This is a genomic window from Aeromonas sp. RU39B (genome assembly GCF_900156095.1).
Lineage (GTDB): Bacteria > Pseudomonadota > Gammaproteobacteria > Enterobacterales > Aeromonadaceae > Aeromonas.
Map to the genome: position 1 here is coordinate 91281 of NZ_FTMJ01000009.1, position 15455 is coordinate 106735.

Below are 15455 nucleotides of genomic sequence, written 5' to 3' on the forward strand. Positions count from 1 at the left end.
GAGACAAGGATGATGTCTTTGAAGAAGGGTGTGCTTGCTGTCTGTGTGGCGTCTGCCATGCTGGCAGGAAATGCGGTGGCCGCAGACAAGGTGCTGCACGTCTACAACTGGTCTGACTATATTGCGCCGGACACCATCGCCAAATTTGAAAAAGAGACCGGCATCAAGGTGGTCTACGATGTGTTCGACAGTAACGAAGTGCTGGAGGCCAAACTGCTGGCCGGCAAGTCGGGCTATGACATCGTGGTTCCCTCCAACCCCTTCCTGGCCAAGCAGATCAAGGCTGGGGTGTTCCAGAAGCTGGACAAATCCAAGCTGTCCAACTGGAGCAACCTCGATCCCAACCTGCTGAAGACCCTGGAGAAGAGCGATCCGGGCAACCAGTACTCCTTCCCCTATATGTGGGGCACCATCGGCTATGCCTACAACGCCGACAAGGTGAAGGCGGCACTGGGTGACAGCGCACCGACCAACTCCTGGGATCTGGTCTTCAAGCCGGAAAACATCGCCAAGCTCAAAGAGTGTGGTGTCTCCTTCCTCGATTCACCGACCGAGATGCTGCCGGCTGCCCTCAATTATCTGGGCCTGCCGCCGGACTCGCAAAAGCCGGATGACCTGAAGAAGGCCGAAGAGCTGTTCCTCAAGATCCGCCCCTACGTGACCTACTTCCACTCCTCCAAGTACATCGGTGACATGGCTAATGGCAACATCTGCGTGGCAGTCGGCTACTCCGGTGACCTGCAGCAAGCCAAGTCCCGTGCTATCGAAGCCAAGAATGGCGTGAAAGTGGTCTACTCCATTCCGAAGGAAGGGGCCGGCAGCTTCTTTGATATGCTGGCAATGCCTGCCGATGCCAGCAACGTTGATGAAGCCTATGCCTTCCTCAACTTCCTGCTGAAGCCGGAGATCATGGCTGAAATCACCAACGCCGTGCAGTTCCCGAACGGTAACAAGGCGGCCACCCCGCTGGTGGATGAGGCAATCCGTAACGATCCGGGCATCTACCCGACCGAGGATACCCTCAAGAAGCTGTATGCCTTCCCGGATCTGCCGGCCAAGGTACAGCGGACCATGACCCGCAGCTGGACCAAGATCAAGTCCGGCAAGTAATGTCCTGAAAACGCCCCTCCGGCTGCGGCCGGAGGGATCTTCGCTGCTGCATGATGGTAAGTGCGTTCCGAGGAGAGATCTGTGCACAAGACATTGTTGAGTATCACGCTGATGCTGGGGCTGTCGCCGCTGGCTGAGGCCGCCGGAACCGTGCATATCTATAACTGGTCCGACTATATTGGCGAGACCACCCTGCAGGATTTCCAGCAAACGACTGGCATCAAGCCAATCTATGATGTGTTCGATTCGAACGAAACGCTGGAAGGCAAGCTGCTGGCAGGCCATACCGGTTACGACGTCGTGGTACCTTCCAACAATTTTCTGGCCAAGCAGATCAAGGCTGGCGCATTCCAGAAGCTGGATCGCAGCCTGTTGCCCAACTGGAACAACCTTGACCCAGCCCTGCTGAAGCAGCTCGAGATCAGTGATCCGGGCAACCAGTACGCCGTTCCCTATCTGTGGGGCACCAACGGCATCGGTTACAACGTGGAAAAGGTCAAAAAGGTGTTGGGTGTCGATCATATCGACTCTTGGGCCACCCTGTTCGAGCCGGAAAACATCAGCAAGCTCAAGAGTTGCGGGGTCTCCTTCCTCGACTCGCCTGATGAGATGATTCCGGCCATGCTCCTCTATCTGGGCAAGGATCCGAACAGTGAAGATCCCGATGACATCAAGCAGGCCGAAGCCCAGTTCATGAAGTTGCGGCCCTATGTCACCTATTTCCACTCATCGAAGTTCATTGGCGATCTGGCCAATGGCAATATCTGCGTCGCAGCCGGTTTCTCCGGGGATGTGCTGCAGGCGGCGGCCCGCGCCGATGAGGCGGGCAAGGGAATTCATATCGCCTACGCGATTCCCAAGGAAGGCGGCAACCTCTGGTTCGACATGATGGCGATACCGGCAGATGCCAAAAACGTGAAGGAGGCGCATGCCTTCATCAACTACCTGCTTGACCCCAAGGTCATTGCCAAGGTGAGCGACTATGTCGGCTATGCCAACCCCAATCCGGCGTCGCAACCTTTTATGAAACCAGAGCTGGTCAGCAGCGAATCGGTCTATCCACCGCAGGCGGTGATCGACCGGCTCTATATCCAGAAAGAGCGCAGTCCAAAGGCGATACGCCTGCTAACCCGCAGCTGGACCAAGATCAAGTCAGGAAAATAACAAAAGAGGTGGGCGACCCGGTGTCGCCCACATGAATTTGAACGCATGACACGGCCATGAGGGGCTGTGTGCTTTTTAGGGAGTTTGGTGATGGCAATAGCCTCCAGTGCCTACAAAAAAGCCCTTGAAGGAAGCCAGCAGCCGAAAGAGGTGCTGGTCAAGATCGATCGGGTAAGCAAGCAGTTTGATGAGACCCTGGCGGTCGATAACGTCTCCCTCAATATCAACAAGGGCGAGATTTTCGCCCTGCTGGGCGGCTCCGGTTCCGGTAAGTCGACCCTGCTGCGGATGCTGGCGGGTTTCGAACGCCCGACCGAGGGCCGAATTTTTCTCGACGGGGTGGATATCACCGACATGCCTCCCTACGAGCGTCCGATCAACATGATGTTCCAGTCCTATGCCCTGTTCCCGCATATGACGGTGGCGCAGAACATTGCGTTTGGTCTCAAGCAGGATGGCCTGCCCAAGGCGGAAGTGGACGCCCGGGTGGTCGAGATGCTCAAGCTGGTGCAGATGACCCAGTATGCCAAGCGTAAGCCGCACCAACTCTCTGGCGGCCAACGTCAGCGGGTGGCGCTGGCCCGTTCGCTGGCCAAGCGTCCCAAGCTGTTGCTGCTGGACGAGCCGATGGGTGCACTCGACAAGAAGCTACGCTCTCAGATGCAACTGGAGCTGGTCGAGATCATCGAGCGGGTAGGCGTAACCTGCGTCATGGTGACCCACGATCAGGAAGAGGCCATGACCATGGCCGAGCGCATTGCCATCATGCATCTGGGCTGCATCGAGCAGATCGGTAGCCCGATGGATATCTATGAAACCCCGGCTAGCCGTCTGGTGTGCGAGTTCATCGGTAACGTCAATCTGTTTGACGGTGTGCTGGTGGAGGACGAGCAGGACCACGCCATCATCGCCTGCGCCGATCTCGAGCAGCCGATCATGGTTGGCCACGGTATCAGCTCGCGCGCCGAGGAGAAGAAGGTCTCTTACGCCCTGCGTCCCGAGAAGCTGCTGATGACCAGCCAGCGTCCGGACGATCTGCAGCACGCCGACTACAACTGGACGCGCGGCAAGGTGTACGACATCGCCTATCTGGGCGGTCACTCGGTCTATTACATCGAATTGCCCTCGGGCAAAGTGGTTCAGGCTTTCATCGCCAATGCTGAACGCCACGGCAAGCGGCCTACCTGGGACGATCAGGTATTCCTGTATTGGGAAGATGACAGCGGCGTGGTACTGCAATCATGAAGCGGCGGATGAATCTGGCCATTGGCCGGCGACTGGTCATCTCTATTCCGTTTGTCTGGTTGTTCCTGTTCTTCCTGCTGCCATTCATCATGGTGCTGAAGATCAGCTTTGCCGAAGCGGATGTAGCCATCCCGCCCTATACCGACGTGGTGACCTGGGCGGATAACCAGCTGACCATTTTGCTCAATCTCGGTAACTATCTGCTGCTGGATGAGGATGACCTCTATCTGGCGGCGTACCTCGGTTCGCTCAAGATGGCCTTCTTCAGCACCCTGTTGTGCCTGTTGATCGGCTATCCGATGGCCTATGCCATTTCCCGTGCCGAGAAGCACATGCAGACCGTCTATTTGCTGCTGATCATGATGCCGACCTGGACTGCCATCCTGATCCGGGTTTACGCCTGGATGGGCATTCTCAGCAACAACGGGCTGCTCAACAGCTTCCTGATGGGGATTGGGCTTATCGATCAGCCGTTGCAGATCCTCAACACCAACACCGCTGTGTATATCGGGATTGTCTACTCCTACCTGCCGTTTATGGTGCTGCCGCTCTATGCCAACCTGGCCAAGCATGACAACAGTCTGCTGGAAGCTGCATCGGACTTGGGCGCCCGTAACCTGACCCGGTTCTGGCAGATCACCGTACCGCTTTCGAAAAACGGCATTATCGCCGGCTGCATGCTGGTGTTTATTCCGGTAGTGGGCGAGTTCGTGATTCCGGAGCTGCTCGGTGGTCCGGAGACCCTGATGATCGGCCGTGTGCTGTGGCAGGAGTTCTTCAACAACCGTGACTGGCCGGTGGCATCGGCGCTTGCGGTGGTGATGCTGGCGGTGCTCATCATTCCGATCCTGCTGTTCAACCGTAACCAGGCGAAGGAACTGGAGGGCAAGCTATGAGACAACACCACTTTTCCCGCATCATGTTGTGGGTCGGGCTGCTGTTTATCTACCTGCCCATGGTCATCATGGTGATCTACTCGTTCAACGCCTCGAAGCTGGTTACGGTGTGGGGCGGCTGGTCGATCAAGTGGTATGTCGGCCTGCTCGATAACACCCAGCTCATCAGTGCGGTGCTGCGCTCGCTGGAGATCGCCTTCTACACGGCGATTGCCGCTGTGGCGCTCGGCACGCTGGCTGCCTTTGTGCTGACCCGCATCCCGCGGTTCCGTGGCCGTACTCTGTTTGGCGGTATGGTCACAGCGCCGCTGGTGATGCCCGAGGTGATCACCGGTCTGTCGCTGCTGCTGCTGTTTGTGGCCATGGCCCAGCTGATCGGCTGGCCCGCCGAGCGCGGCATGCTGACCATCTGGATTGCCCACACCACCTTCTGTTCGGCCTATGTAGCCATCGTGGTGTCGGCCCGTCTGCGCGAGCTGGACCTCTCCATTGAAGAGGCGGCGATGGACCTGGGCGCTCGTCCGTGGAAGGTGTTCTTCCTCATCACCATCCCGATGATTGCACCGTCGCTGGCCGCCGGTGGCATGATGTCGTTTGCCCTGTCGCTCGACGATCTGGTGCTCGCCAGTTTCGTGGCCGGTCCCGGCTCGACCACTCTGCCGATGGAGGTGTTCTCTGCCGTGCGTCTGGGTGTGAAGCCGGAGATCAATGCGGTTGCCAGCCTGATTTTGCTGTCGGTGTCTCTGTTCACCTTCGTGAGCTGGTACTCCATGGCCCGGGCCGAGAAACGTCGCAAGGCGGAAATCGCCCAGATGCAGCAGATGCAGTCGGTCCTCGACGCCCATTGATCCGTGTCCCCCTCCGGTGGTGTGGGGCCTTGATGGTTTTTGCCTGAAAAAACGCCGTTATGCTGCAGTGATGAGCAAACGGCGTTTTTTTTTCAAAAAACATCAAAAAATCCTTGTCATGGGGCGGGGGGTTCGGTAAATTCACGCCCCGTCGGCATCGGTGTGTAGCGCAGCTTGGTAGCGCACTTCGTTCGGGACGAAGGGGTCGGAGGTTCGAATCCTCTCACACCGACCAAATTGATAAGGGCTTAGCTTTTCAGCTAGGCCCTTTGTCTTTTTAGCGCTTTTCATCTCTTGCTACTCTTCATCCCTCCACACGGCTGTTTCCCAACTCTTGTAGCAGCAACTCCAGCAGTACCGGTGGCCGCTCGGCATGCCAGGCCAGTGCGGTGGTCACCACATTCACCTCACCCTGCAGAGGGCGAATAACCACGTTAACTGGTGCACTGCGCGCCAGCGTGATGGGTACCAGTGCTACCCCCTGACCGCAACCAACAAATGCCACCTGAGAGGCCACAGTGCGCGCCTCGTGCAGCACACGCGGTGCAAATCCAGCGCGATGGCAGCAGGCGATCAGGGTGTCGTGGTAAGTGGGGTTGAGATGGCGCGGAAACAGGACAAAGTCATCTTCTGCCAGCGCTATAAGCGGAATCTCAAGGTGTTCAGTCAAGCGGTGCCGGGCCGGTAGGGCTACAGCGAGTCTATCTTGTTTGAGCGGTTGTACCCTGATATGCCCCACATTCTGCCGATCCATTCGGACCAGCGCGACATCGAGTTCACCATTTTCCAGTGCGGGTAGTGCATCGGCACTGTCGATCTCGCGTACTGCCACGGTAAGTCCCGGATGGCTCACTTTGAGGCGCTTAATCATGTCCGGTAGTTCATCCAACATGGCTGACGAGATAGCACCTATGGTCAGCAGGCCGCTCTGCCCGGCAGCGGCTTCACGCACAGCTAACTCCAGATGCTCCAGTTGTTCGGCAAAGCGGCGCACCGCCGGCAGGATTGCCTGGCCGGCCGGCGTCAGCTGTGTGCCTTTGCTGGTGCGATCAAACAGCTGCACTTTAAGTGCCTGCTCTAGGACCTTGATCTGCTCGGTCAGGGGCGGTTGGGTCATGCCAAGGCGACGAGCCGCCCGGCCGAAGTGGCGCTCTTCAGCGACCGCCAGAAACAGCCAGAGGTGGCGGATCAGACGGAAATTGATCATGGCGATATCCTTTTCGAATCACGCCGTTAGTTTATTCGGATTTTACGTATGAACACCGTTTTCCAACAATGCTCGCCGTTGTTCATCATCCGGCGGAGAGAAAATGAATCCCTACCCCATGTTTGTGGTCATGGCGGCCTTGACCATCCTGAGCCCTGGCCCCAGCGTGCTCAAATCCCTCACCAATGCGCTCAACCACGGTCTGCGTCCGGCACTGGTCGGCATGGCCGGGCTCACGGCTGGTGTGATGCTGGTGGCCACTCTGTCAGCGACCAGTCTGGGTGTGCTGATTGCCACGTCACCGGCTCTGTTCGAGGTGGTGCGCTATATCGGTGTGCTCTACCTGCTCTGGCTCAGCATCAAGCTGTGGCGCTCACTGCCCAACCTCGCCGGCAACAGTGATCGCAGCACCGACCGGCACCTGTTTGTTGAAGGGGTACTCTTGCAGTTGGCCAATCCCAATGCGCTGGTGTTTTTTCTCTCGGTGTTGCCCCAGTTTATCGATCACCAGAGCCGCTACCTGCCGCAGTTTGTGCTGCTGGTTTCCAGCTTTTGCCTGATGATGGTACTGGTGCACTGCGGCTATATCGTGTTTGCCCAGCGGGCACGTGGCTGGTTGCAAGGGCGGGGAGGTCGCTGGATCAATCGCCTCAGCGCCATCGTGTTTGTGGTATTGGCGGGCAGTCTGCTGCGTGGCTAGTTTGCCGAATTTGACCTGAAGGCGGCGGGATAGGGCGGGGCGCCTTATCGGGTTGTTGGCTTTGCGAGAAAAAAACCAAAAAGAAAACGCCGCTCCTAAGAGCGGCGCTATCTGCATGTCACCACACGGCCAATCAGCTTAGGCGGGGGGTGTAGGTGCGCTTGAGGGATTCCGGGGCCAGCACTTCGATGTTGCCATCGATGTTACGCAGCCAGCTGCGAAATTCCGGGGTATCAGCCACTTCGGTCTCCACCACGACGCTGCGCTTGTCATAGCGGGTCATGCGTTGGTTGCGGCCGGGAATGTTGTTTTCCTGCACGGCGCGGCTGCTGGCGTCGAAACGGCCCACAAAGCGAAAGGTACTGCTCTCCTGATAGCCGTGTTCGCGCACCAGTTTTTGCAGATTGAAATCCTTCGGCTGAGTGGTGCTGTGGTTGGTCAGCTCAATCTCACGGATGTGATCGAACGGAATACCATAGACCTTGGGGTCCAGCTCGGACAGGGTGCACAGCAGGACCGGACCCTCTTCCTGATTCAGGATGCCGAGTGGGTTGATCAGGTCATAACGCAGCCACACGGTACGCTCTTTCAGCACGCGCTGTACGTCGGCGCTGAACTTGCGACCACGCCACAGGGCGTCACGGATTAGGGTGCTGCGACGGATGTCCGGGTTACCGGCAAACGGACGCGGCGACTGGTGCACGCTGTCGAGCCAGCGTTGGGCCGGTTCGCTCTGGCTGTCACGGATAACCTGACTGGCCTTGTCAACCAGCGGATTCAGTTCGGTCAGCACGCTGGCCGGCAGCAGTTGACTGGCCTGGTCGCTCCAGGTTTTCAGGGCTACTGCCAGCGACAGCGGCATGATGTTGGCAAAGTCACTCAGACCATTGCGTTCGAAGCACCAACCGTGCGGCTTGCTGCGTTCGTCGGAAGTGAGATCGAACAGGCCCATGCCGGACATCTCTTCCAGATCGCGCTGCACAGTGCGCAGACTGACGTGAATGCCCTCTTCCTCGAGCTTGGCCTGCAGTTGGCTGGCGGTGAGCTTGTAGGGACGATGCGGGATGCAGCGTGCGAGGGTCAGTTGTCTTAACAGCTTCTTACTCATGGTTACATGCCTTTGCTGATTGGCGATGTGCTCATCCTAGATACCACCTGCGACAGGTTTTGTCGCATTTTTTGCTGCGACAACTGTCGCCATTTGCATACAAACGAGGGTATGTGCTTGATTTGCGCTGATAAAGATCATGAAAAAGGCCCCAAAAGGGGCCTTAAAAAAGTTGTCGCAGCGATGCGAAGTATCAGGCAAACCAGGCCAGAGGGCTCTTGGATACGGCCGCACCAGCCATGTAGGCAAACAAAACCAGCGCCAGCACACCGGCCAGCATGCGGGTGGTGGACTGTTTGCTCTTGAGGGCGACCATGCCGCAACCAATGTAACCGACCAGTGCGATCAGCTTGGCAAGCAGCCAGGGCTGACTGCCGGGAGAGAGCTGCAGCATGATGGCCAGTGCCAGACCTGCACCCAGCAGCAGGGTGTCATTGATATGAGGAACGATCTTCAGCAGCTTGCCGGCTTGCGCCAAACGTCCGGACAGCGCCAGCCGCCAACGATAGAGAAACAGCAGCAGACTGATGACGGCCAGCAGCATGTGCAGATGCTTGAGGAGAGGGTAATAGACGATCATGTTGCTTCCTTGTGGTCTTGAGGATTCTCGCTGTCCCAGGCATGGGTGCGAATGCGGGCCTGCTCCTCTTCGTCATCCTGCAGCAGGTCGGCCAGGATGTCGCGATATTGCAGGCTCTTGTTGATATAGGTGTGCTCGTCATCGAGATATTGGGTCTGCTCATGCAGCAGCCGGTTGTCGTGACGTTTGAAAGTCTGCCCAGCCCGCCAGGCCTGATTGGCCCGAAAGCCGAGCTGAGTTAGCGCTTCGACGCCAAGATCCACGGCCGAGCCCAAGGTTTCACGAAACACCCGATCCACGCCGTGACGCAGAATCTCGTGGGCATGGGGGCGATCCTGCGCTCGCGCCAGGATTTTCAGGTGCGGGAAGTGTTTACGTACGGTCTCGATAATGCTGACGGCGGTGGCCGGGTCATTGACAGCCAGTACCAGCAATCTGGCCTGATGGGCGCCGGCGGCATGCAGCAGGTCGAGCCGGCTGGCATCGCCATAAAAGACCTGATAGCCGAATTTGCGCAGCATCTCGATCTGGCTCGGGTCCTGCTCGAGGATGGTGGTGCCGATGCCGTGGCCGTGCAGCAGACGGCCGACGATTTGGCCGAAGCGGCCGAAACCGGCGATCAGCACCGGGTTGGCTACCGGCTCGGGTGGTACTTCATCGGTCACGTTTTGCGGCCGATAGTCATAGCGCGGCTGGATCAGCCGGTCGTTGGCAATCAGCAGCAGTGGCGTCAGTGCCATCGACAGGGTGACCACCAAGGTCAGCAGCGCCGTGGTGGCGTCGCTAAGCACGCCGGTCTGGCCGGCAAACGAAAACAGCACGAAAGCAAACTCACCGCCTTGCGCCAGTGCCAGCGCGAAGGTCCAGTTCTGGCTCGGGCTCATGCGCAGCAGCTTGCCCAGCCCCATCAGCACGCCCCACTTGGTGAGCATCAGCCCGATCACCAGTGCCGGAATGAGCAGTGGATGGTCGGCAAACAGATGAAAGTTGATGCCGGCGCCGACCGACATAAAGAACAGGCCGAGCAGCAACCCCTTGAACGGTTCGATGTCCGCTTCCAGCTCATGGCGATATTCACTGTCGGCCAGCACCACACCGGCCAGGAAAGAGCCGAGTGCCGGTGACAGTCCCACCGACTCCATCAACACCGCAATCCCGACCACCAGCAGTAGGGCGGCGGCGACAAAGATCTCGCGCATGTGGGCCTGGGCGATGGCGCGGAAAATCGGCCGCATCACATAGTGGCCGCCGAGCACGATACCGCTGATGGCGGCGGCTACCACCACCCCTTGTTGCCAGCCGCTCAGGCCTGTGTTGGCAGCTAATTCCGCCGGTTGCAGGGCCAGCAGGGGAAGCAGCGCCAGAATGGGGATCACGGCGATGTCTTGCAGCAGCAGCACGGCAAAGGCGCTGCGACCGCTTTCGCTCTGCATCTGGCGGCGCTCCTGCAAGCTCTGCAGCACAATGGCGGTCGAAGAGAGGGCCAGGATCAGGCCAATGGCGATGCTCTCCTGCCAGGGCAGGGTGCAGAGCCGGCCAAACAGGGTCAGCAATCCTGTGGTCAGCAGCAGTTGCAGGCCACCGGTGCCGAGAATCGGCCCTTTCAGCTGCCACAGCAGCGCCGGTTTGAGTTCGAGGCCGACCAGAAACAGCATCAGCACCACGCCAAATTCGGCAAAGTGCATCACATCTTTCTGCTCACCCACCAGACCGAGCAGATAGGGGCCAATCAGAATTCCTGCCAACAGATAGCCCAGCACCGAGCCCAGCCCGAGCCGCTTGGCCAGTGGCACGCCAATCACTGCGGCAGCCAGATAGATAAGGGCATCTTGCAGCATACTGCCGTGTTCCATCAGCACTCCTCCAGCAGTTCACGCAAATAGGTCACCTCGGCCAGCCGCTGGGTCGGTAACCGGTCATCACGCAGGGCTTCAAGCAGACGACGATACTCGCGTCCGACCTGATCGACATCGATGTTGTCGTGGCTGGCATCAAATGAGTGCATCACAAACGGCGGCAGCCAGGTCATGCCGCACAACGACGCGGTCTGTCTGTATGGCAGCAGATAATCGATGGTGGGATGACGGTTATAGCCCTCCGGAGTATAGGATTGCGCCGTTCCGCCGGTGGTGATGGCCGATAGCCACTGCTTGCCCTGCAATGCCGTGGCCTCTTCGCCATAGGCGTAGCCATATTGCAGCACCATATCGCACCACTCCTTGAGCAGGGCTGGCGCCGAAAACCAGTAGAAAGGGTGCTGGAAGACAATGATATCGTGTGCGGCCAGCTGTGCCTGCTCGCGGGCGGCGTCGATCATCTGGTCCGGATAAAGCTGGTAGAGGTCGTGCAGTGTCACGCCCGGCATACCGTCGATCGCCTTGAGCAGGCTGCGGTTGGCGCGCGATTGTTGCAGTGCCGGGTGAGCAAACAGCACCAGAATTCGTTTCATCGGGCTCCTCGGAGGATGCACGGCAGAGTGAACGCATTGTTACTGGAGTGTGGCCTGCGCGTCCAGCCCGGAGCGACATCTGCTTGACCGTAGGCGGGGGCGTGGGGTTACCATGACCTTCCATTTACAGGAGATTGCCCGTGTTTGATCATGCTGCCCGCCGCCATGCCCCGCGCTGGATACCCTTGTGGTGTCTGCTGCTGGTCATGATGTCGTTTGGCAGCCAGACGGCGGGTGAACTCTGTGCGCTGACCCAGCATTGTAGCCGTGCCGAGCGGACGCTGGAGAAGGCGTTGCCCTGTTTCAGCTTTGCCGCCGTGTTGGCCACGGCGTTAGTCAGTGAAACCGTGTTAACGGTCGCCCAGCAGGCGCTGGCCGCTCCGGTCTTTAGTGAGCCTCTGCTGTTTGTGCCGGGGGCCCCGATTGAGCGCATCGAGCGTCCTCCCACTGAGGTGGCGATCCGCTGCGGTGTGCTCCCTATTCCATGTGAGGCACACCTGGCTTAACCGGCACACCGCAGTCATCGACCGTCCTTGAGGCGGTTTTTTTATCACTGCTTGACGCAATGTCTTGTCAGACAAGGAGTTAAGGGGCAGATTGATGCCGCATTAAGTGTGGTTTGCCCGCTCTTTATCGGCGGCAATCCTGAACATCGGCAAGGATGCGATATGCTGATAACACCTTTCTGGTTGCTGTTGCTTGCGTTGGTGAGTGCGGCAGCCCCAGCCGCGAGTGACGCTACCATGACCCAGCCCCAGCCACCCCAGGCCGCCCGTCATCCCCATGTTCTGGAAATGCACGGCGATCGGCGCATCGACAACTACTACTGGCTGCGTGACGACCAGCGCCAGGACCCGGCTGTTCTTGACTATCTCAACGCCGAGAATGCTTACACCGATGCCGTGCTGGCGCCGCAAAAAGCGCTGCGCGAAACCCTCTATCAGGAGATGGTGGCGCGCATCCCGCAGCAGGATGAGTCGGTGCCGTATGTGAAGAACGGCTATCGCTACCAAACCCGGTACGAGCCGGGTAAAGAGTACCCCATTTACAGCCGCCAGGCCGTGGCAGGCCAGAGCGAGCCTGTGGTGCTGCTCGATGGTAACCAGCGCGCCGAAGGGCATGACTACTACTCGGTGGGCGCGCTTGAGGTGAGCCGCGACAACCGGCTGCTGGCGGTTTCGGAAGATCTGCTGTCACGCCGCCAATATCAGGTTCAGTTCCGTGACCTGCAAAGCGGCCAGTGGCTGAGCGACACCATCGAGAACACCTCGGGCAACATTGTGTGGGCTGGCGATAACAAGACCCTGTTCTATGTGCGCAAGCACCCGCAGACTCTGCTGCCCTATCAGGTCTATCGCCATCAGTTGGGCAGTGACCCGGCCAAGGATCAGCTGGTCTATGAGGAGAAGGATGACACCTTCTACGTGAGTCTCTATCCGACCACGTCCGAGGCCTTTATCGTCATCAGCGTGTCGAGCACCACCACCAGCGAAGCGCTCCTGCTCGATCCGCTTCATCCCGAGCAGCCGCCGCGCGTGTTCCTGCCGCGGCGGGTCAATCACGAGTACACCCTCGATCACTATCGCGACGACTTCTATGTGCGTTCCAACCGCGAGGGGAAGAACTTCGGCTTGTACGAAACCCGTGAAGGCTCCGAAGTGCGCTGGAAGACAGTGGTGGCGCCGCAACCGACCACCTTGCTCGAGAGCTTTGTGCTGCTGCGTGACTGGCTGGTGGTGGAAGAGCGTGAAGGTGGCCTGACCCGGCTGCGCCAGATCCGCTGGAAAGATGGCGAGCAGAAAGCTATTGCCTTCGACGATCCCACCTACGTCACCTGGCTGGGCTACAACCCGGAGCCCGAGACCGATCAGCTGCGCTATGGCTACTCATCGCTGACCACGCCAACCTCGACCTATGAACTGAACCTCGACAGCGGCGAGCGCACGTTACTCAAACAGCAGCCGGTGGCTGGATTCCACAGCGAAGATTACGCCAGTGCCCGCCTCTGGGTGACGGCGCGCGATGGTGTCAAGGTGCCGGTGTCGCTGGTGTGGCGCAAAGACAAGTTCAAGCAGGACGGCAGCAATCCGCTGCTGGTTTATGGCTATGGATCTTACGGCTCGAGCATGGACCCGGATTTCGGCAGTGCCCGCCTGAGCCTGCTTGATCGCGGTTTTGTCTATGCCATCGCCCACATTCGCGGTGGTGAAGAGCTGGGCCGTGACTGGTATGAACAGGGCAAGCTGCTCAACAAGAAGAACACCTTCACCGACTTTATCGACGTGACCCGGGCGCTGGTGGCGCAAAAATTTGCGGCGCCGGATCAGGTGTATGCCATGGGCGGCAGCGCGGGCGGGTTGTTGATGGGGGTCGTTATCAACGAAGCGCCCGAGCTTTATCGCGGTGTGGTGGCTCAGGTGCCGTTTGTTGATGTGCTGACCACCATGCTCGATGAGTCGATTCCGCTCACCACTGGCGAGTATGACGAGTGGGGCAATCCGAACGAGCAGGACTATTACGACTATATGAAGTCCTACAGTCCGTACGATCAGGTCAAGGCGCAGGCTTACCCCAATCTGCTGGTGACCACCGGGCTGCACGACTCCCAGGTGCAATATTGGGAGCCGGCCAAGTGGGTCGCCAAATTGCGGGAGTTGAAGACCGATCACAATGAACTGCTGCTCTATACCGACATGGAGTCGGGCCACGGTGGCAAGTCGGGGCGCTTCAAGGCCTACGAGGACATAGCCCTCGAGTTTGCCTTTCTGCTGCAACTGGCCGGTGCGAAATAATCTGGCCAGCCACAAGGAAAGAGCGCCTGATGGCGCTCTTTCTTATTTTGAAACAAAAACTTATACCGCTGCGATCAGCTGCACTTCCACCTGATAATCACGGTGGGCCAGCTGCGCCTGTACGCAGGCTCGCACCGGGGCGTAGCCCACTGGCAGCCAGGCATCCCACAGCGCATTAAAGGTGGCGATAGCGCCGATATCCTTGAGATAGATAGTGGCCATCAAAATCTTGTCGACACCGGAGCCATGCGCCTCGAGTTGGCGCTGCAGGCTGGCGAGCACCTCGCCGGTCTGGGTGGCGAGATCAGCCTCAAGCGTGGCGGGCACTTCCACCACATAGAGGGTGCCGTTGTGGATGACCACGTCAGACCAACGGGCGGTAGTGCCAATGCGGGTGATCGGGGACATGCAAACTCCTTGGAATTACAGACCCTTGCGGATCAGGTAGCGATATGGCGCCGTTTCAGTCTCGCTGGCCAGCAGTGTGTGGTCCATGAAGCGGCAGAAGCTGGGAATGTCGCGGGTGGTCGACGGGTCATCAGCCTGGATCAACAGAGTTTCCCCATCATCCATGGTCCGAATCCTCTTGCGCACCATCATCACCGGTTCGGGGCAGCGTAGCCCGACGGCGTCCAGCTGATAGGTGGCATTGCAGAATAAATCACTCATTACATTAGAACCCCTGACCAATTCGGCTGGTCATGATACTCGCGACTAAAAAACAATCAAACCCGAACACCGATCTTCAGCAGATATGACCGAATTTTGTTCATCGCCTTTCACCTTGGGCCGGGTTGGGTAATATAAAAATTGACCCATATTCAACAAGGAGGTGTGAATATGATCCAGTCCTACGACAGACTGAAGGTCTATGCCGCTATGGGCTTTCTCGCGTTTGCCATGATCGTGCTCGGTAACCCGATTGGCAACAGCGGCACCTGGTTTGGTGCCATGGTAATGATCGGATTGGGGCTGTGGATTGAGCTCAGCGATTATTACGAGGATGAGGAAGAAGATCAGGAGCGTTAAAACAGCAGCGGGCCCATCGGGCCCGTTTTGCTATCAAGAGTTTTGCTATCAGGAACGGGTCAGCTCGGTCGCACAGAGGTAGTAACGTAGCTCCCCCTGCACTCGGCGAATAGCCGCCAGATGGCGCTCCTGCAGATAGATTTCTCCCTCCTGATCGAGCGGGACCGTGCCCACCCCCAGGCTTTGCAGATACTCTTCGAACAGCACCGGGCTGCCGATTTCGACAAGACTGCGTTCCATGCCACACCTCCTGCTACACAGACGTAGAGCATAGTCCTTTATCACTCGCTTGCCATGCGACATTCCGGTAATGCTTTGCCACGGTGA

17 protein-coding genes and 1 tRNA gene are annotated in these 15455 nt (G+C 58.4%); 10 read left to right on the top strand and 8 right to left on the bottom strand.

Going from position 1 to position 15455, the window contains the following annotated elements; genetic code table 11:
- Window positions 1-12: 12 nt before the first annotated feature.
- The 6 genes from BW958_RS13250 to BW958_RS13275 all read left to right on the top strand — a co-directional run bounded on the left by BW958_RS13250 (window position 13) and on the right by BW958_RS13275 (window position 5498).
- Entirely contained in the window at window positions 13-1110 is a 1098-nt protein-coding gene (locus tag BW958_RS13250) for a polyamine ABC transporter substrate-binding protein (protein ID WP_076576315.1), read from the top strand.
- Window positions 1111-1221: 111 nt separating this feature from the next.
- Window positions 1222-2274, top strand: a complete 1053-nt coding sequence (locus BW958_RS13255; protein ID WP_076576316.1) for a polyamine ABC transporter substrate-binding protein — start codon at window positions 1222-1224, stop codon at window positions 2272-2274.
- A 90-nt stretch (window positions 2275-2364) separates the two neighbouring features.
- Entirely contained in the window at window positions 2365-3519 is a 1155-nt protein-coding gene (gene potA, locus BW958_RS13260; protein ID WP_076576229.1) for a polyamine ABC transporter ATP-binding protein, read from the top strand.
- An 8-nt stretch (window positions 3520-3527) separates the two neighbouring features.
- Window positions 3528-4415, top strand: coding sequence for an ABC transporter permease subunit (locus BW958_RS13265; RefSeq protein WP_256702015.1), 888 nt, complete (start codon window positions 3528-3530; stop codon window positions 4413-4415).
- Window positions 4412-5263, top strand: a complete 852-nt coding sequence (locus BW958_RS13270; protein ID WP_076576231.1) for an ABC transporter permease subunit — start codon at window positions 4412-4414, stop codon at window positions 5261-5263. Before BW958_RS13265 ends, BW958_RS13270 begins: the two co-directional genes overlap by 4 nt.
- 158 nt (window positions 5264-5421) lie before the next feature.
- Window positions 5422-5498 (top strand) — tRNA-Pro (locus BW958_RS13275).
- Window positions 5499-5567: 69 nt separating this feature from the next.
- Here BW958_RS13275 and BW958_RS13280 read toward each other — a convergent pair.
- Window positions 5568-6470, bottom strand: a complete 903-nt coding sequence (locus BW958_RS13280) for a LysR substrate-binding domain-containing protein (RefSeq protein ID WP_076576232.1) — start codon at window positions 6468-6470, stop codon at window positions 5568-5570.
- Window positions 6471-6573: 103 nt separating this feature from the next.
- Here BW958_RS13280 and BW958_RS13285 point away from each other — a divergent pair, with 103 nt between their 5' ends.
- Entirely contained in the window at window positions 6574-7170 is a 597-nt protein-coding gene (locus BW958_RS13285; RefSeq protein ID WP_076576233.1) for a LysE family translocator, read from the top strand.
- A gap of 133 nt (window positions 7171-7303) precedes the next feature.
- Here the strand turns inward: BW958_RS13285 and BW958_RS13290 are convergent, their stop codons facing one another.
- The 4 genes from BW958_RS13290 to BW958_RS13305 form a co-directional block, all read right to left on the bottom strand.
- Window positions 7304-8278, bottom strand: a complete 975-nt coding sequence (locus BW958_RS13290; protein WP_076576234.1) for a helix-turn-helix transcriptional regulator — start codon at window positions 8276-8278, stop codon at window positions 7304-7306.
- Between the two features lie 193 nt (window positions 8279-8471).
- Entirely contained in the window at window positions 8472-8858 is a 387-nt protein-coding gene (locus BW958_RS13295) for a SirB2 family protein (protein ID WP_076576235.1), read from the bottom strand.
- Window positions 8855-10711: a monovalent cation:proton antiporter-2 (CPA2) family protein gene (locus tag BW958_RS13300; protein ID WP_076576236.1), complete on the bottom strand. Its 1857-nt coding sequence runs from the start codon at window positions 10709-10711 to the stop codon at window positions 8855-8857. The genes BW958_RS13295 and BW958_RS13300 overlap by 4 nt, the downstream gene beginning before the upstream one ends.
- Window positions 10711-11307, bottom strand: a complete 597-nt coding sequence (locus BW958_RS13305) for a glutathione-regulated potassium-efflux system oxidoreductase KefF (RefSeq protein WP_076576237.1) — start codon at window positions 11305-11307, stop codon at window positions 10711-10713. Before BW958_RS13305 ends, BW958_RS13300 begins: the two co-directional genes overlap by 1 nt.
- 140 nt (window positions 11308-11447) lie before the next feature.
- On the opposite strand from BW958_RS13305, the gene BW958_RS13310 reads away from it, so the two are divergent.
- Window positions 11448-11813, top strand: a complete 366-nt coding sequence (locus tag BW958_RS13310) for a hypothetical protein (protein ID WP_076576238.1) — start codon at window positions 11448-11450, stop codon at window positions 11811-11813.
- Between the two features lie 162 nt (window positions 11814-11975).
- A complete protein-coding gene (locus BW958_RS13315) occupies window positions 11976-14099 on the top strand; it encodes a S9 family peptidase (RefSeq protein ID WP_076576239.1) in 2124 nt (707 codons plus the stop codon).
- Window positions 14100-14159: 60 nt separating this feature from the next.
- Here the strand turns inward: BW958_RS13315 and BW958_RS13320 are convergent, their stop codons facing one another.
- Both BW958_RS13320 and tusA read right to left on the bottom strand, forming a co-directional pair.
- The gene (locus BW958_RS13320; RefSeq protein WP_076576240.1) at window positions 14160-14507 is read right to left on the bottom strand and encodes a RidA family protein; all 348 of its coding nucleotides are present in this window, start codon (window positions 14505-14507) and stop codon (window positions 14160-14162) included.
- Window positions 14508-14522: 15 nt separating this feature from the next.
- Window positions 14523-14768, bottom strand: coding sequence for a sulfurtransferase TusA (tusA, locus tag BW958_RS13325; RefSeq protein WP_076576241.1), 246 nt, complete (start codon window positions 14766-14768; stop codon window positions 14523-14525).
- A 171-nt stretch (window positions 14769-14939) separates the two neighbouring features.
- On the opposite strand from tusA, the gene BW958_RS13330 reads away from it, so the two are divergent.
- Window positions 14940-15128 carry a hypothetical protein gene (locus BW958_RS13330; RefSeq protein WP_076576242.1) on the top strand — a complete coding sequence of 63 codons (189 nt, stop codon included), beginning with the start codon at window positions 14940-14942 and terminating at the stop codon, window positions 15126-15128.
- Between the two features lie 48 nt (window positions 15129-15176).
- Here the strand turns inward: BW958_RS13330 and BW958_RS13335 are convergent, their stop codons facing one another.
- Entirely contained in the window at window positions 15177-15368 is a 192-nt protein-coding gene (locus tag BW958_RS13335; RefSeq protein WP_076576243.1) for a hypothetical protein, read from the bottom strand.
- Window positions 15369-15455: the final 87 nt, after the last annotated feature.

Bases quoted from the DNA above. Each gene is read 5' to 3' on its own strand.
- BW958_RS13250 (WP_076576315.1), top strand. From the start codon at position 13: ATGTCTTTGAAGAAGGGTGTGCTTGCTGTCTGTGTGGCGTCTGCCATG.
- BW958_RS13255 (WP_076576316.1), top strand. From the start codon at position 1,222: ATGCTGGGGCTGTCGCCGCTGGCTGAGGCCGCCGGAACCGTGCATATC.
- potA (WP_076576229.1), top strand. From the start codon at position 2,365: ATGGCAATAGCCTCCAGTGCCTACAAAAAAGCCCTTGAAGGAAGCCAG.
- BW958_RS13265 (WP_256702015.1), top strand. From the start codon at position 3,528: ATGAATCTGGCCATTGGCCGGCGACTGGTCATCTCTATTCCGTTTGTC.
- BW958_RS13270 (WP_076576231.1), top strand. From the start codon at position 4,412: ATGAGACAACACCACTTTTCCCGCATCATGTTGTGGGTCGGGCTGCTG.
- BW958_RS13280 (WP_076576232.1), bottom strand. From the start codon at position 6,470: ATGATCAATTTCCGTCTGATCCGCCACCTCTGGCTGTTTCTGGCGGTC.
- BW958_RS13285 (WP_076576233.1), top strand. From the start codon at position 6,574: ATGAATCCCTACCCCATGTTTGTGGTCATGGCGGCCTTGACCATCCTG.
- BW958_RS13290 (WP_076576234.1), bottom strand. From the start codon at position 8,278: ATGAGTAAGAAGCTGTTAAGACAACTGACCCTCGCACGCTGCATCCCG.
- BW958_RS13295 (WP_076576235.1), bottom strand. From the start codon at position 8,858: ATGATCGTCTATTACCCTCTCCTCAAGCATCTGCACATGCTGCTGGCC.
- BW958_RS13300 (WP_076576236.1), bottom strand. From the start codon at position 10,711: ATGGAACACGGCAGTATGCTGCAAGATGCCCTTATCTATCTGGCTGCC.
- BW958_RS13305 (WP_076576237.1), bottom strand. From the start codon at position 11,307: ATGAAACGAATTCTGGTGCTGTTTGCTCACCCGGCACTGCAACAATCG.
- BW958_RS13315 (WP_076576239.1), top strand. From the start codon at position 11,976: ATGCTGATAACACCTTTCTGGTTGCTGTTGCTTGCGTTGGTGAGTGCG.
- BW958_RS13320 (WP_076576240.1), bottom strand. From the start codon at position 14,507: ATGTCCCCGATCACCCGCATTGGCACTACCGCCCGTTGGTCTGACGTG.
- tusA (WP_076576241.1), bottom strand. From the start codon at position 14,768: ATGAGTGATTTATTCTGCAATGCCACCTATCAGCTGGACGCCGTCGGG.
- BW958_RS13330 (WP_076576242.1), top strand. From the start codon at position 14,940: ATGATCCAGTCCTACGACAGACTGAAGGTCTATGCCGCTATGGGCTTT.
- BW958_RS13335 (WP_076576243.1), bottom strand. From the start codon at position 15,368: ATGGAACGCAGTCTTGTCGAAATCGGCAGCCCGGTGCTGTTCGAAGAG.